The organism is Halomonas sp. DP3Y7-2, assembly GCF_019800795.1.
Lineage (GTDB): Bacteria > Pseudomonadota > Gammaproteobacteria > Pseudomonadales > Halomonadaceae > Halomonas > Halomonas litopenaei_A.
In genome coordinates this window covers 80,624-95,298 of the sequence record NZ_JAHVKJ010000001.1, presented here as the reverse complement: position 1 = coordinate 95,298, position 14,675 = coordinate 80,624, and the positions used below count along the sequence as shown (strand labels likewise).

At 63.8% G+C, this 14,675-nt stretch carries 14 protein-coding genes; 5 read left to right on the top strand and 9 right to left on the bottom strand.

The annotated features are described in order from the left end of the window. The first annotated feature begins 107 nt into the window (after window positions 1-107). The 4 genes from KUV45_RS20220 to KUV45_RS00415 all read left to right on the top strand — a co-directional run bounded on the left by KUV45_RS20220 (window position 108) and on the right by KUV45_RS00415 (window position 6,725). On the top strand, window positions 108-3,146 hold the full coding sequence (locus tag KUV45_RS20220; RefSeq protein ID WP_224851950.1) for an HD domain-containing phosphohydrolase: 3,039 nt from the start codon (window positions 108-110) through the stop codon (window positions 3,144-3,146). A gap of 142 nt (window positions 3,147-3,288) precedes the next feature. Next, on the top strand, window positions 3,289-4,749 hold the full coding sequence (locus tag KUV45_RS00425) for a serine hydrolase (protein WP_222162439.1): 1,461 nt from the start codon (window positions 3,289-3,291) through the stop codon (window positions 4,747-4,749). A gap of 444 nt (window positions 4,750-5,193) precedes the next feature. Continuing rightward, on the top strand, window positions 5,194-6,069 hold the full coding sequence (locus KUV45_RS00420) for a DMT family transporter (protein WP_206943799.1): 876 nt from the start codon (window positions 5,194-5,196) through the stop codon (window positions 6,067-6,069). A 122-nt stretch (window positions 6,070-6,191) separates the two neighbouring features. Further along, window positions 6,192-6,725, top strand: coding sequence for a cytochrome b/b6 domain-containing protein (locus KUV45_RS00415; protein ID WP_222162440.1), 534 nt, complete (start codon window positions 6,192-6,194; stop codon window positions 6,723-6,725). A gap of 30 nt (window positions 6,726-6,755) precedes the next feature. Here KUV45_RS00415 and thiE read toward each other — a convergent pair whose 3' ends face one another. From thiE to KUV45_RS00390, 5 genes are all read right to left on the bottom strand, one after another. Further along, entirely contained in the window at window positions 6,756-7,403 is a 648-nt protein-coding gene (thiE, locus tag KUV45_RS00410) for a thiamine phosphate synthase (protein ID WP_224851951.1), read from the bottom strand. A gap of 46 nt (window positions 7,404-7,449) precedes the next feature. Then, window positions 7,450-8,268: a hydroxyethylthiazole kinase gene (gene thiM / locus KUV45_RS00405; protein WP_222162442.1), complete on the bottom strand. Its 819-nt coding sequence runs from the start codon at window positions 8,266-8,268 to the stop codon at window positions 7,450-7,452. A gap of 132 nt (window positions 8,269-8,400) precedes the next feature. Continuing rightward, window positions 8,401-8,715, bottom strand: coding sequence for a hypothetical protein (locus KUV45_RS00400; RefSeq protein WP_222162443.1), 315 nt, complete (start codon window positions 8,713-8,715; stop codon window positions 8,401-8,403). A gap of 265 nt (window positions 8,716-8,980) precedes the next feature. Beyond that, window positions 8,981-9,466 (bottom strand): C40 family peptidase, encoded by a 486-nt coding sequence (locus KUV45_RS00395; RefSeq protein WP_222162444.1) that lies wholly within the window; start codon window positions 9,464-9,466, stop codon window positions 8,981-8,983. 215 nt (window positions 9,467-9,681) lie between these two features. Beyond that, window positions 9,682-10,026, bottom strand: coding sequence for a hypothetical protein (locus KUV45_RS00390; protein ID WP_206943808.1), 345 nt, complete (start codon window positions 10,024-10,026; stop codon window positions 9,682-9,684). A gap of 205 nt (window positions 10,027-10,231) precedes the next feature. Between KUV45_RS00390 and KUV45_RS00385 the strand changes: the two genes are divergently transcribed. Continuing rightward, the gene (locus tag KUV45_RS00385; RefSeq protein ID WP_206943810.1) at window positions 10,232-11,209 is read left to right on the top strand and encodes an ABC transporter substrate-binding protein; all 978 of its coding nucleotides are present in this window, start codon (window positions 10,232-10,234) and stop codon (window positions 11,207-11,209) included. Window positions 11,210-11,348: 139 nt separating this feature from the next. On the opposite strand, the gene KUV45_RS00380 is transcribed toward KUV45_RS00385, so the two are convergent. From KUV45_RS00380 to KUV45_RS00365, 4 genes are read right to left on the bottom strand one after another with little or no spacing between them, the layout of a single operon-like run. Beyond that, window positions 11,349-12,587 (bottom strand): metal ABC transporter solute-binding protein, Zn/Mn family, encoded by a 1,239-nt coding sequence (locus KUV45_RS00380; protein ID WP_222162445.1) that lies wholly within the window; start codon window positions 12,585-12,587, stop codon window positions 11,349-11,351. A gap of 41 nt (window positions 12,588-12,628) precedes the next feature. Beyond that, window positions 12,629-13,531, bottom strand: a complete 903-nt coding sequence (locus KUV45_RS00375; protein WP_222162446.1) for a metal ABC transporter permease — start codon at window positions 13,529-13,531, stop codon at window positions 12,629-12,631. Further along, window positions 13,532-14,251 carry a metal ABC transporter ATP-binding protein gene (locus KUV45_RS00370; protein ID WP_206943816.1) on the bottom strand — a complete coding sequence of 240 codons (720 nt, stop codon included), beginning with the start codon at window positions 14,249-14,251 and terminating at the stop codon, window positions 13,532-13,534. It abuts the gene before it with no gap. Next, complete coding sequence (locus tag KUV45_RS00365; RefSeq protein WP_206943818.1) at window positions 14,251-14,391, bottom strand: hypothetical protein; 141 nt, start codon at window positions 14,389-14,391, stop codon at window positions 14,251-14,253. The genes KUV45_RS00370 and KUV45_RS00365 overlap by 1 nt, the downstream gene beginning before the upstream one ends. Window positions 14,392-14,675: the final 284 nt, after the last annotated feature.

Here is a 14,675-nt window from a genome sequence, read left to right as displayed (position 1 = left end):
GCAGGCAAAAAGTATCGATGCTGCATATAGTTGTAGGAGCCCGTTGCGCCCTTGCGCGCGAGGATTCCCCCTAGGCAGCCGCCCCGGCGTACATACGAGGCTCGATCATGCACCGTCAGCGTTTCGTCGTCTCGATGCAGTGGCTGATCGGCGTCGTTATCGCGGCCGTCATGACGGTCATGGCGGTCGCGCTGCTGTGGTTTTCCTGGCATCAGTCCCAGCGCACCCTGGGCGCGACCCTGGAAGAAACGTCGCATCAGCTGGTCAGCACCCTGGAGGCACATACCCAGGCGCTGGTCAGGCCGTCCCAGGTCGCCATCGACATGCTGGCAAGTGGTGTCACCGATAGCGCCAGCGACTGGCTGGAGCAACGTCCGCTGATGGCGTCTGCGCTGGCCGCCCACCGCCTGATTGACGCCGTCTACTTGGCCAATGGTGACGGCGACTTCGTGATGTTTCGGTCCGTGGAGCGGATGATGGAGAGCGTGCGGCCGGAGCTTGCCCATCACCCCAACGCCGCTTACCTGGCGTTGGTCGTGCCGGGGGATGCCAGCGCCGCGGACGCCAGCGAATGGCGACTGTACGATCAGCGGCTGAGTCCGCTTGGGCGAGAGCCTCTGGCTCAGTACTTCTTTGATCCGCGTACACGTCCCTGGTTTCAGCGGGCCAGCAGGGAAGGCACGTCTTACCTGACGGCGCCCTACGCGTTCTACTACACCGGCGAGATCGGCATCAGCATGGCACGACGTCATGGCGAGGTGGTGGTGGGGCTCGATGTGGCCTCCCAGGACCTCGGCCTGGGAATGGACAGCCTGCGCCTGACTCCGGGCACCCGCATGGCGATCGTGACGGACACGGGGCAGGCGCTGGCGACCACCACCCACAGCGCTGAAGACGACACTCTCAGTGCCTCAGCCAGCAACCCTGCCAGCAACACACCCAGCAACCCAGCTAACTCCTCCTCCAGCGCATCCACGACCTCCAGCTCGCCCTTGATCGCGACGCCTGGCATTGCCCCGCTCGATCAGCCAGGGTCGAGCAGGGCGGTCTCGGATGGCCGCCTGGCATCGATCGACGAGCTGAATTTTCCCGTGCTACGAAAGTTGAGAGCGCTGGAACAAACGAGAGAGCACCTACCGTCGGGCGAGCAAAGCCCTGTGCGACTAGAGCACGAAGGGCGTCATTGGTGGGGGCTGGTGCTGCCGTTTGCGCGTCTGGGGGACCAGCCCACCCAGCTATTGGCGGTGGTGCCTGAGGAGGAGCTGTCCGCCGGTGCGGGGCAGATGATCATCGAAAGCTCGGTACTGGCCGGCATGGTGACGCTAGCGCTACTGCCGCTGGGGCTGGTCCTGGGACGGCGTCTTGGGCGGCCGCTGCAGCGCTTGTCCGAGCAGGTGGAAGCGCTGGGCCGCTACGACTTCGCCGGTTGCCACGGAGTGAGCTCGCGAGTGTCGGAGGTCAGGGGGCTGAGTCTGGCCCTGGGGCGCTTGTCCCGGGGAGTGGAAGGGTTTGGGCGCATCACCCGCGTACTCAACAGCGAGCCGCAGCTGGCACCGATGCTGACCAGCATCCTCGAAGACTTGCTGCAGGGTGCTGGCAGCCGCTCCGGCGCCATCTATCTGGCCGATGAACATAACGAGAGGCGCTTTGAGCGCGTGGCGCAGTCGGGTGAGGCCCGTGACCCGGACAGCGACCCCAGGGCAGCGGAGCTGGCACTTGAAGGGTCTCCCGAAGGTGCCCTGGCGCGGCTTGAGGCTGACTTTGATCAGCACGGCTATCTGCTGCAGCCGCTGTGCAATCGAGAGGGGGCGATTCTGGGACTGCTGGCGGTGGCCTTGCGTTCGACCGACGACGATGACCTGCACTGGCGTGCCTTTGTGAAGGAGGTGTCGTCCGCGGCGGCGGTGGCCATCGACCTGCGCAGGTTGCTCCAGGGCGAGGCGCGTCTGCTGGACGGCATCGTCAAGCTGGTGGCCCGTGCCATCGATGCCAAGTCACCGCATACCGGCAGTCATTGCTCGCGGGTCCCCGCCCTGGCGGAGTTGATCGTCAATGCCATAGAGCGAGCGGATTCGGGGGCCTTTGCCGAGGTCCACTTTGATCAGCGCCAGCGCAGTGCCTTTCATCTGGCCGCATGGCTGCATGATTGCGGCAAGCTGGCCATTCCCGACGAGGTGATGGAAAAGGCCACCAAGCTGGAAGCCCGACATGATCGCATTCATGAAATCCGCACTCGCTTCGACGTGTTGTGGCGAGATGCCGACGTGGCCTATTGGCAGGGCCGGGCTCACGGTGGTGATCCGGTCATTCTCGAACGGCGGCGGCATGCCCGCCAGCAAGAGCTTACCGCCGCTTTCGAGTGCGTAGCCGAGGCCAATCGTGGCGGCGAAGCCATCAGTGACGCCTTGCTCGAGCAACTGGCCACGATCGCCGAGTGGCGCTGGTGGCGCCACTTTGACGATCGCCTGGGGCTGTCTCGGGATGAGCTGGCACGCATGGCGCGGGAGCCGGTACGTCGTCTGCCCGCTGAGGAGCGCCTGCTTGCTGATCTGCCGCGCCACGAGATTCCCTGGCATCGCTCGCGGCCCGCGGTGGAACGCGGCGATCCGGACAATCGTTGGCAGTTTGACATGTCACCCTGTCCGCTGGCGGGTCATCACGGCGAGCTTTACAACCTGTCGGTTCGCCGCGGTACGCTCAATGATGTCGAACGCTTTCGCATTCAGGAGCATGTGATCCAGACGATCATGATGCTCGAGGCGCTGCCGTGGCCGGCGCATCTGCGCCAGGTGCCCTCGATTGCCGGCAATCATCATGAGCGCATGGATGGTACGGGGTATCCTCGGCGCCTGAAGCTGAAGGAAGCGAGCCTCGAGGAAAAAGTGATGGTGATGGCCGATGTGTTCGAGGCGCTGACCGCAGCAGACCGTCCCTACAAGGCCGCCATGACGCTGTCGCGGGCGTTGGCGCTGCTGGCGGACATGGTGCGCGATGGCCATCTGGACCCCGACCTGTACCGGCTGCTGCTGGAGCAGCGAGTCTATCGGGATTTTGCCAAGCGTTTCCTCAAGCCGGGGCAGTGGGACAAGGTGGATCCACAGGCGCTGCTGGTGCGCGCGGGCCTCGAGGGAGACGCTGCGGATTGAGGGCTGGCGAAGGCGCCTGCACAAAATAGGCAATGTCATACCGCTATTGATGGCAAAGCCACGTTAATTGGGCCTGTACAGTCGGTGTAAGTGGGTCATAATGCCGTCAGTGCAGTCGGATAAATCGCAGGGGTTTTGGATAATGGTGACCACAAGGTATTCCGTGTGGCGGTCGCTGACCATGCTGATAGCGCTGGTGGTGACGTGCCTGATGGTACAGTCGGCTCACGCCGGCAATCCGCGCTACGCCGGTATCGTGGTAGACGCCGAGACGCATGAGATCCTCTATGCAGAACATGCCGACGAGTCGCGTTACCCCGCCTCGCTGACCAAGATGATGACGCTCTACATGCTGTTCGAGTCGCTCGAGGGGCGGTCCATGAGTCTGGGGCAACCGCTGCCCGTGTCGTCCCATGCGGCGTCAATGCCAGCGACCAAGCTATGGCTCAAGCCCGGGGATACCATTCCCGTGGAAAAGGCCATCCAGGCGCTGATCGTGCGCTCGGCCAATGACGTGGCCGTGGTGGTGGCGGAGTCGCTGGGCGGCACCGAGTCCCACTTTGCGGAAATGATGACGCGCAAGGCGCGTAGTCTCGGGATGAACAACACCACCTTCCGCAACGCCTCGGGCCTGCCGGATTCAGGGCAGGTGACTACCGCCCGGGACATGGTGATCCTGGCCCGGCGCTTGATGCTGGACTTCCCCCAGTACTACCCCTACTTCTCGCTGACGGAATTTACCTGGCGCGGCACACGGCATACCGGCCATAACCGGCTGTTGACCAAGTACCCCGGAACCGATGGCCTGAAGACCGGTTTCATCCGTGCGTCAGGCTTCAATGTGGCGACGTCGGCGACCCGCAACGGACGCCGCATGGTGGCCGTGGTCATGGGGGGGTATACCGCCGCGTCCCGGGATGAACAGATGATGAGCGTGCTGGATCGTGGCTTTCTGCGTGCTTCCCTGTCGGATGGCCGCGGCTTTCTTGCCAGCACTGATGTATCTGGCGGCGAGTTGATGGCACCACGTCAGCGCGGATTGATCTCAGCCCCTGTGCCAACGTCATCACGCCTGGCCCAGACCTCGTCCACTGCGGTGCAGCCGTCGCGGGTCGAGACCATCGTGCCGCCTGCCCAGGTTGCCAGTCGCCAGAGTGCAGGGACGCCCGTGCGCTTCGAGTCGTCGACGCCGGTGATCTCTGGCACCCGGCCCCAGACGGACCCGCTGCGTCGACTGATGGATGATGCCCCTAGCTCGGCCCCTGCGGTGGCGTCCATTCCTGTCGCCGCCTCGGTGCCGACCGCGACTCGCCCAGAGCCCAGGGCAACGGCGTCGTCGGCACCCAGCGTTGCGCAGACCGGCGACTGGGGGGTTCAGGTGGGCGCGTTCAGCGACATGGACAGCGCCCGCAGCCAGGCCAGCCAGGCGGCCAATCGCCTGGCAAGCGAGATGTCCCATGCTCGCGTGGCTGTCGCCAGGGCGGATAACGCCAACATCTATCGCGCGCAGGTCCTGGACCTTCAGGAAGGGCAGGCGCGTTCGGCCTGCCGTCGCCTGATGGAGCAGGGCATGGACTGCATGGTGGTGCAGGCGAGTCTGTAAGCACGTTGGTGCAAGCCCCGCCTGTCCAGTGAGGCCCGCTTCGGCGGGCCTTTTGCATGGCGCGTGACCCCGGTGTCTACGCACTTGCACAGTCATGGTGCAAGATGCTTGCCTCAAAAGCGTTATCCCCCTAACGTTAATGAGCACTGCCTGAACGGCGTTACGTACTGTTGTCCGTTCTTCTACCCGTTCTTCCATAAGCACTCCGCCGGCCACCGGGTCGGGGGCCGCCGTAGTACCGGAAAGCCAGTACCGGAAAGCCAGCACCGGAAAGCCAGTACCGGAAAGCCAGTACCGGAAAGCCAGTACCGGAAAGTGAGCACCGGACAGTTGGTGACGGACAGCGAGTGACTGGCGATGACTGACCGGCGGCTTGTGACGAGTGACGGGTGCTATCCAGGCGGGTATCCAAGCGTCGCATTTTCAGTCCAGCAGGGAGGTCGAATGGCATCGTCAGTGAAGGGAATCGGGTTCATGTGCCTGGGGGTATTGTGCCTGGCATTGGGGGATGCCATCTCGAAGTGGTTGGGAGAGGTGCATTCGCCGGTCCAGATCATCTTCTTCCGAACCCTGGTATCGCTGCCGATGATCATGCTGCTGGCGTGGAGGGGAAGCGGACTTCGCACGCTGGCCACCCGTCGCCCTGGTGTGCACCTGGTGCGAGGGCTGATCTATACCGGCACGATGGGTTGCTTTGTGCTGGGGCTGACCCTGATGCCGCTGGCGGAAGGTACCGCCATTGCCTTCGCGGCTCCGCTGTTCGTGAGTCTACTGTCGGTGCCGCTGCTGGGTGAGAAGGTCAGCATGCCCGTATTGTGTGCCTCTCTGGTGGGTTTTGTCGGCGTTCTGGTGGTGGTCCGGCCAGGTAGCGACGGCATCTCTCTGGGCGCGCTGGCCATGTTGGGGGCAGCGGTGTTCTACGCCCTGATGATGATCACCGCACGTCGCTACGGCGCTCGTGAGCATCTCTGGGCGATGGTGTTCTACATGACCCTGGTGCCTTTTGTGATCACCGGGCTCGCATTGCCGTTGGTTTGGCAGGCGCCGGAAGCGGCGCACTGGCCGGCCTTTCTGATGGCGGGTGTGCTTGGGGTGGGTGCCACGGCGTTCATCACGCTGGCATTTCGTCACGCCCCTGCGGCCATCGCCGCGCCCTTCGACTACACCGCCATGCTATGGGCGGTGCTGCTGGGCTGGCTGTTCTGGGGAGAGCTGCCGGATTGGGGCGTATGGGTCGGCGGCACCTTGATCATCGCCAGCGGCCTGGCGATTGCCTACCAGGAAGGGCGCACCAGCCTCAAGCGCCGCCCAACGGCATAAAACGATCGGTAGCGACTCGTCTGCTCCCACTCGCGCGAGGGCGCACCGCGTAAGCGAGGCTTAAGGGTTGAATGCCAGCCTACTTCCGCGCGATGTCGCGTACCTTCGACGGGAGTAGCGAGATGACAACGGCAGCAAGGACCCCGACCCCACAGCGCATCATGGTGTGGGATCCGCTGGTGCGAGTCTTTCATTGGGCGCTGGTGCTCGGATTTGCGCTCAACTACGCAGAGATAGGCCCTCACCGCTATATCGGCTATACCCTGGTGGGGTTGATTGGCCTTCGTATCCTGTGGGGCCTGGTGGGCCCCTGGTCAGTGCGCTGGACGAGTTTCTGGCCGACGCCAGCGCGACTCAAGGCAGCGATTCGCGGTCACGCGGCAGAAGGCGGTCGCATCACCCACACGCCGCTGGGGGCGCTGATGATGATCAGCCTGCTCGCCTTGCTGCTGGGGCTGGGAACGACGGGCATGCTGATGGTGCACACCGAACGCTTCCACGACCTGCATTGGATGGAGGAGCTGCATGAAGGGCTGGCGACCGCCGTTCTCTGCCTGGTGCCCGTGCATGTGCTTGGTGCGGTGCTGGAAGGCCGCAAACAAGGCGATAACCTGATCGCGGCGATGGTCCATGGGCGTCGGCGACCGCAACCTTAGTGGTTGCGGCGTGCCGGATCCCTGGGCGACTTACCCTTGCCAGGCCGCCAGCAGGTCCTGGGCGGCCTGGCTCGGGTCGGGTTGGCCGCAGATGGCGGAGACCACGGCCATGCCATCGGCACCGCTTGCCCGTATGGCGGCGGCATGTTCTCGCTTCAGCCCGCCAATCGCCACGCTGGGCAGCGGGCTGGCCGCCACCAGCGAGGACAGGCCAGCAACGCCTAGCGGGGTCGCGTGGTCGCGCTTTGTGGAGGTAGCGAATACCGGGCCCAGGCCGAGATAGTCCAGCGCCCGCACGTCCAGCTGTGTCAGCTGTTCGGGACGCTGAACCGACAGCCCAATGATCGCCTCGTCGCCCAGCAGGCGGCGAGCCTCGCTCACGTCGCCATCGTCCTGGCCAAGGTGTACGCCGTCGACCTTGGCGGCAACGGCGACCTGAACCCGATCATTGATGACCAGGGGGATGCGGTGCTCGGCAAGCAGCGGTTTCAAGCGCAGTGCCAGGGCCATCAATTCCTCATCGCTGGCCCCCTTGTCGCGAAGCTGGACCAGGGTCACGCCGCCGTTGACAGCCTGGATCACGGTGTCCTCGATTCCCCTCTCAGCGCACAGCTCGGGGTCTGTCACCAGATAGAGGCGCAGGGCCTGTCGGTCGAATCGGCGGGGAGATCGCGTCACGTGCAGCATCCTTGAAAAGAGTGAAGTGGCAGGCGGGAAAAGCGGGTCATGGGAGAGTGCTGATCTCCAGGGGCGTGCGGTTGGCCAGAGCATCGGCAGACAGCTGGTGCAGCGCGTCAATGAAGGCCACCGCAAAACTACCAGGCCCCGGCGCCGTCTGCCCGGCCTGAGCACCCGCCTCAGCGTAGCAGGTGAGGGCGCAGGCCGTAGCCAATAGTGGGTCCTTCTCACAGGCCGCGAAGGCCGCTACCACTCCGGAAAGAGCGCAGCCAAGGGCCGTGACTCGCGGCATCAGGGGATGACCTCCCACAATGCGGACACATCGCTGGCCATCCGTGACCAGGTCGACCTCGCCGGTGACGGCGACCACTGCCTGCTGACGTCTGGCCAGGGCCACCGCCGCCGTGAGCGCCTCGTCACTGGCTGCGGTGGAATCGACGCCTCGTCCGCCCAGGGCGTCGCCGGCGAGGGCGATGATCTCTGAGGCGTTGCCGCGGATGATGGTCGGAGAAAACTCGAGCAGGCGGGCACAGGCGTCACGTCGAAAGCGTGTAGCGCCAATCGCCACAGGATCCAGCACCCAGGGGGTCTGTTGTTGTTGAGCGGACTCGGCAGCGCTCAACATGGCATCGACCCAGGGGGCAGAAAGGGTACCGATGTTGATGACCAGAGCATCGGCGATCGCCGCGAACTCGGCCGCCTCCTCGGTGGCGTGCACCATGGCGGGCGATGCGCCCAGGGCCAGCAGCACATTGGCGGCGGGGTTCATGGCCACGTAGTTGGTAATGCTATGTACCAGTGGCGTGGACTGGCGCAGTCGCGTCAGCGTGGCGCCAATATCGGCGCCGGCAAGGGCGGATGTCATGTGAGGCCTTTGTCTCGGCTGCGCAGCGGATGCAGGGCACGCTGCGGCAATCAGATAACCAGGGCCTCATGATCCGGGCATGGCGCGCGGCTGTAAAGCCACGATGTTCTTACGCCGCTGGATGGAGCGTCATCAGGCCAGCAGTTGCAGGGCGACCAGAATACCCACCGCCGCGAGGGCCAGGTGCGTCAGCGAGAATGCTGTCTTGGCGTGGGCTGTCTCGGCAACGCGAGCCTCACGATCCAGGTCTGCCTCTGTGTGGGCGGCGCTGGAACGCGGCCACAGCGCCATGCTGCCCAGAATCAGGCTGAGCGTGCCAAGCGACAGGCTGATCGGCGACCAGAATGCCATCAGGGCCATGCCGCCGAGTATGGCAACGCTGACCGACAGCCATCCGCGCAGGGAGAGGCGGGCGTGGGATCTGCTGACCTGTTGCAGGAAAGGCATGAAGACGGTTCCTTATCGTTGCTGGGTAAAGGGTCGATGCCATCGTAGCGGCGCCACCTTAACGAGTGCTTAAGCTTTGTTGACGACTATGTGACATCTTCTGATGCTCGAAACAGCATAGCGTTCATTCTTCTTGATGCGACCTTGGTCGATAGCGGCGGACGGTGGCGCATGCAACAGAGCGGCGGACGGCACAGAACGGGAGAACGGGAGAACGGGAGAACGCGAGAAGGAGAGAAGGAGAGAGATCAGCGCTGCGCCCCGTTCAAGGCGCGGCGGCGGCGGCGCCGACGAAACGCTCTTGCCAATAGTCGAGGGTCAGCGATGTCGTGGTGACCTGGCGGCCCCGGCCCGGCGCATGAATCATGACGTCGTTACCGGCGAAGATGCCGACATGGCTGACCTCGGAGCCCTTGCCGGTGGCGAAGAACAGCAGGTCGCCCGGGCGTGGCTGGTCAATCGCCGGCAATTGGTGATATTGCTCCCGTGAGGACCGGGGGACACTGATGCCGGCCCGGGAGTAAGCCATCTGCACCAGGCCGGAACAGTCGAGTCCGCGTGGGTCATTGCCGCCAAAGCGATAGGGGGTGCCCAGGGAGCCCCTGGCTTCCGACAGGATCAGGGCACGCTCCATGGACAGCCCCTTGTTGCCGCCGCTGGTATCCAGCTGTGGCGACGCACAGCCGGCCAGTATCAATAGCAGCGTGCACATCAGGGACCATCTGGCCAGGTAAGGCGTCAATGTGCTCATTGCGGCGTGCTCTGCACAGACATGATGAGGCTTACGGTACTCTGTCATGACGTGCAGGCCAATAGTCCAGGGCTGGTCTGAAAAGGGCCTGCGCCTGGTGATACGGCGTTTAATATCGGCTTAACGTGCTCGTTCACCTCGCGTAAGCTGCTATTTCTCAACGACTTTTGCCTTGCCTCACCGTTGCTCTTCGACGTCTCGGACAACGCCTCGCCTCAGCGGAAGGCAATACGAGTGCCGTTGGCCAGCATCTCATCCGGTGTCATGGCCTTGCCTTCCACCCCGATCATTTCATCGCCGCATTGATCCGACCAGGTCAGCACGCCGTGGGTAAGGCCGACGCCGCCCAGCAGCTCACGAATTTCTCCGGTGCCGAGGAAGGTGCGTGTGCGGCCCTTGTCGTCGGCCAGCTCCGATGCTCCGTTGGCATGGTGGAAGCGCACCGTGTAGATGCCATCCATGGACTCGACTTCGACGATCGGAGAAAAACCGTGGGCCAGCGCCCTGGCTAGCGCCTTGATGGTGATCTGGCGCTCGAGAGTGTAGTCGATATCAGCCATCTACTTGCCTCCTCCCACGGGGGGATATAGGGGACCGGCGGGGCTCTTGGTGAGGGGCGTTTCACCAGTGTGCCGTTTCCTCTTAAGACTGGATCAGCCCGGCATTCTTGGCAAACTCCAGCAAAGGAGCCGTTGAAGGCGCCGCCTTGAGGCACAGCGCTGAGAGGGTATGGTAGAGACCTCTATCGCAATCTACAGGTGCTTCATGCCGTATTACACGATGTCTGCTGCTGTGCTGGCTGCCTTGATGGCCGCTACACCATTGGCCGCCCAGGCGGAAGCAGAGCGCTCGACTCAGGAAGATGCCCAGGTTCGTTTTTCCGTTCCCGCCTGGCCGGGAGTGACGGTCAAGACGGCCCTGGCATCCACCCTGCTGGAGACGCTCGGCTATCAACCCGTACAGGAAGAGCTTGGCTCCACCATTACCTACCAGGCCCTGCGCCAAGGCGAGCTGGATGCCTTTCTGGCGGCCTGGCTGCCTGCCCAGCAGGGGATGTACGACGCCAGCTTCGAGGGCGACGAGCCCACCCTTGAGGATCTCGGCAACAACGTTGATGGCGCCCGGCTGGGGTTCGCCGTTCCTGCGTATGTGTACGACGCGGGTCTGACATCGGCAGAAGACCTGGACAAGGAAGAGTTTGCCGAGCGTCTGGATCGCACGATCTACTCCATCGAGGTCGGCTCCGGCATGAGCGACTCGCTGAATGCCGCAGTGGACGACGACAGCTATGGTCTGGGCGACTGGGAGCTGTCGGAAACCTCCACCCCTGGCATGCTCAGTGCCGTGGATGCGGCCATCGATCGTGAAGAGTGGATTGTGTTCGCGGGCTGGACGCCGCACTGGATGAACATTGAGTTCGACGTTCGCTACCTCGATGATCCGAACGACATGTGGGGGCCGGAGGGCGGTCGCAGCGACGTGCGGACACTGGTCCGTCGCGAGTTCGCGCAGAGCCATCCCAATGCCACACGCCTGCTGGACCAACTGGTCTTCAGCGCCGATGACCAGAGCGCGATGATTCGTGGATTCAGCTACGAAGAGCGTGAGCCGGAGCAGGTGGCGCTGGAGTGGCTACAGCAACATCCCGAGCAGACCCGGTCGTTCGTCGAGGGAGTGACCACGCGAGATGGCGAAGAAGCCTGGCCGGTGATTCAGCAGGCGCTGGAGATTCCTGACGCCTGATAGCGCTGGCTGGACTGCGGGCGCCTGGCGTCTCGGCAAGCCCGGCTGATGTGTTCAGCGCTTCGCTGATGCGTTCAGTGCCTCGCTAAAGGACCGCCCCCGGGCGGTCCTTTGCATGCTGGCGGATGCGCAAGAGTGATCAGTGCTGGTGGTCGTCATGCGCTGCATGATCATGATCATGATCGTGGTCATGGTCATGGTCTGATGATTCGGAGGCATCCTGGTGCAGCAGGCCTTGGTGCAGCACCTCGGCGTTGTGCAGGATCATCCCCACGTAGTGGGAGGTCATGCCGTCTTCCGACAGCGCTCCGTTATACAGCGTACCGGCGATGGGCACCCCTGTTTCCTCGGACAGCTGTTCCATCAGCGCCGGGCTGGACATGTTTTCAATGAACAGCGCGGGGATCTGGCGCTCGCGAATGATGTCCACCATCTGGGCGATATCGGCGGCTGATGGTTCCGCTTCGGTGGAAAGGCCCACCGGCGACAGGAAGTCGATCCCGTAGGCACGCGAAAAGTGACCGAAGGCGTCGTGGCCGACAATGACCTGAGCATGGTCTGGCAGGTCGTCCAGCAGCGTCAGCACCTGTTGGTGAGCCGCCTTGATGTCCGCCATGTAGCTATCGGCCCTGGCGGTGTAGTGGGCGCTGTTGTCGGGATCTACGGCGATCAGGCCATCGCGGATATTGGCGACGTAGAACAGCCCTGCCGACAAGTCGAGCCAGGCGTGGGGATCATACTGTCCATGGTCATGGCCAGCGTGGCCGTCATGATCCGCGTGGTCATGCTCGTCGTGGCTGTCATGGCCAGCGTGGTCGTCGTGATCCGCGTGGTCATGCTCGTCGTGGCTGTCATGGCCAGCGTGGTCGTCGTGATCCGCGTGGTCATGCTCGTCGTGGTTGTCATGGCCAGCGTGCTCTGCGTGGTCATGCTCGTCATGGCCTGCATGCTCAGCGTGGTCGTCATGACCCTGGTGTTCGCCGTGGTCGCTCTGTTGATGCAGCGACTGGCCGCCATAGGCCAGCACTGGTACGCCCTCAGTGGCGACAACGGTTGTGCCTTGGTAGCCACTGGCGTCCAGCAGGCGTGTCATCCAACCCTCGAACTGCAGGCCGTTGAGCACCACAAGGTCGGCCTCTGCCAGGGCTCTGGCATCGGTGGGGCGAGGAGAGTAGACGTGGGGGTCGCTATCTGTCCCGACCAGGGAGGTGACCTCAACCCTGTCACCACCGACGTTGCGAACCATATCGGCCAGTACACTGAAGCTGGTGACCACCTGCGTAGGTTCGGCCGCCAAGGCCTGGGGGCCGAGGGCGAGTCCCGCCAGCGCCATCCAGGCGTGGCGTTTGATGAGAGCGTGAGGCAGTGACAGGGGCATGAGTGTCGTTCTCCGGTGGCGGTTGGATGGGCGTGGTCAGGTCAGGCGCGTTCGTCGGCACCCAGCGGCATGGCGCGGCGTCGCAGTCGCGCGGCAAGGCTGTGCTGGCGTCCAAACACCGCAGACAGCAGGTAGGCGACCCCCGCCAGCAGTATGATGGCAGGGCCTGAAGGTAGGCTGAGGTGGTACGACAGCAGCAATCCACCAAGGCTTGCAGCCAGTGCAATGATCACCGACAGGCCCATCAGGCCTTCCAGGCGAGTGCTCCAGAAGCGCGCCGTGGTGGCCGGCAGCATCATCAGGCCAACCGCCATCAGAGTGCCCAGGGTCTGGAACCCGGCGGTGAGATTGAGCACCACCAGGCCCAGGAAGATCCCGTGCACCAGGCCGCCCTTGACTCCCTGGCTGCGAAGAAACAGCGGGTCGAGGCATTCCACCACCAGCGCACGAAAGATGACGGCCAGGGTGATCACGATCAGGCTACTGATACTGGCGATCAGCACCAGAGCGGTGGTGTCCACCGCCAGGATGGAGCCGAACAGGACATGGGTGAGGTCGACGCTGCTGCCGCCCAGGGCGACCAGCATGACCCCTGCTGCCAGGGAGATAAGGAAGAAACTGGCCATGGCTGAGTCTTCGCGATGGCCGGTCAATTGAGACACGCTGCCCGCCAGCAGTGCTATCAACAATCCTGACAGCATGCCGCCAAGGCTCATGATCGGCAGCGAGAAACCCGCCATGAGAAAGCCCAGGGCAACGCCGGGAAGAATGGCGTGGGACATGGCGTCGCCGATCAGGCTCATGCCCCGCAGCATCAGGAAGACCCCCAGTGGCGGTGCGGCCAGCGACAGGGCCAGGCTGGCGACCAGGGCGCGGCCCATGAAGGCATAGTCAAACGGCGCAATCAGCCAGGCGTGCAGGGTCGAAACAAGTGCGTCAAACATTCAGACAGATCCAGGAAACGTCAGGGGCAGGCGCGGTGGGCGCGTCAGCTGGCCGGTGTGGCGCTCGACCAGAGCGTCGGGGGTGGCCCAGCGGCCATGTCCCTCGGTCAGCACCAGCACGTCATCGGCCAGGCGCGATAGCTGCGTCATGTCGTGCAGGACGATGACTAGAGTGGCTCCCGCATCGGCCATTTCGCGAAGCACCGTCATCAGCATTTCCACGGTGTCGACGTCGACGTTGGCAAACGGCTCGTCGAGCAGCAGCAGCTCGGCTTCCTGCATCAGCGTGCGCCCGATCAAGGCGCGCTGGCGCTGACCGCCGGATAGCTCGCCGAGGGGACGGTGTGCGAGGTGAGAGATGCCCAGTCGCTCCATGATGTCCCGGCCCCTGCGGTAGTGCGCACCACAGTAGCCCTTGAAGGCCCCGTGGCTCGGCCAGGTGCCGGTCATGATCAGTTCTTCGACACTCATCGGGAAGCTGAGGTCCAGTGCCAGCTGCTGGGGCAGCCAGGCGCGCCGGGCGGCGGGCACGTCACATTCCACTCGTCCGGCGACCGGCGTCAGTGTGCCCATGATGGCCTGAATCAGGGTGCTCTTGCCGGCACCGTTGGCGCCTATCAGCGCGGTGATGGCACCGTCTTGGAAGCGGCCTTCCAGGTGCTCGAGCACCGTTCGGCCGCCGCGTGCCAGCTGCAGGTCATGGAGGGTCAGGCGCGACATCAGTGCCACCACCCTGCTGACCAGCTAACGGCCAGCCACAGCGGCAGCAAGGGGATGGCGACCAGGCCGAGGCGACGCTTCATGGACAGCGACATCAATGAGAAATGGCAAGGCCCCTCGGGACGATGGCGATGGGACATGCGGAACTCCGGAGTGGTGACGGGCGTGCGGAATCGGCTGGAGGGTATAACATAACACTACCGCGGTTTCCATGACTTCACCGCGTTGGATCGCCGGATGCCGGCACCTCGACGACACCCGCGCAGGGAACTTTCCCTGAATCGATACTGCAAAGAATGTCGTCTCACGATAAACTTGTACAAGGTGTCATGTGCGAGAAACCTCGCACAAAGGACGCACTGCAGACCTGGTCGAGCACGCACGCGCTGTGCTCCTGGGGTGGCGAGGGTTCCAGGGAGTGTAT

Bases quoted from the DNA above. Each gene is read 5' to 3' on its own strand.
- KUV45_RS20220 (WP_224851950.1), top strand. From the start codon at position 108: ATGCACCGTCAGCGTTTCGTCGTCTCGATGCAGTGGCTGATCGGCGTC.
- KUV45_RS00425 (WP_222162439.1), top strand. From the start codon at position 3,289: ATGGTGACCACAAGGTATTCCGTGTGGCGGTCGCTGACCATGCTGATA.
- KUV45_RS00420 (WP_206943799.1), top strand. From the start codon at position 5,194: ATGGCATCGTCAGTGAAGGGAATCGGGTTCATGTGCCTGGGGGTATTG.
- KUV45_RS00415 (WP_222162440.1), top strand. From the start codon at position 6,192: ATGACAACGGCAGCAAGGACCCCGACCCCACAGCGCATCATGGTGTGG.
- thiM (WP_222162442.1), bottom strand. From the start codon at position 8,268: ATGACATCCGCCCTTGCCGGCGCCGATATTGGCGCCACGCTGACGCGA.
- KUV45_RS00400 (WP_222162443.1), bottom strand. From the start codon at position 8,715: ATGCCTTTCCTGCAACAGGTCAGCAGATCCCACGCCCGCCTCTCCCTG.
- KUV45_RS00395 (WP_222162444.1), bottom strand. From the start codon at position 9,466: ATGAGCACATTGACGCCTTACCTGGCCAGATGGTCCCTGATGTGCACG.
- KUV45_RS00390 (WP_206943808.1), bottom strand. From the start codon at position 10,026: ATGGCTGATATCGACTACACTCTCGAGCGCCAGATCACCATCAAGGCG.
- KUV45_RS00385 (WP_206943810.1), top strand. From the start codon at position 10,232: ATGCCGTATTACACGATGTCTGCTGCTGTGCTGGCTGCCTTGATGGCC.
- KUV45_RS00380 (WP_222162445.1), bottom strand. From the start codon at position 12,587: ATGCCCCTGTCACTGCCTCACGCTCTCATCAAACGCCACGCCTGGATG.
- KUV45_RS00375 (WP_222162446.1), bottom strand. From the start codon at position 13,531: ATGTTTGACGCACTTGTTTCGACCCTGCACGCCTGGCTGATTGCGCCG.
- KUV45_RS00370 (WP_206943816.1), bottom strand. From the start codon at position 14,251: ATGTCGCGCCTGACCCTCCATGACCTGCAGCTGGCACGCGGCGGCCGA.
- KUV45_RS00365 (WP_206943818.1), bottom strand. From the start codon at position 14,391: ATGTCCCATCGCCATCGTCCCGAGGGGCCTTGCCATTTCTCATTGATG.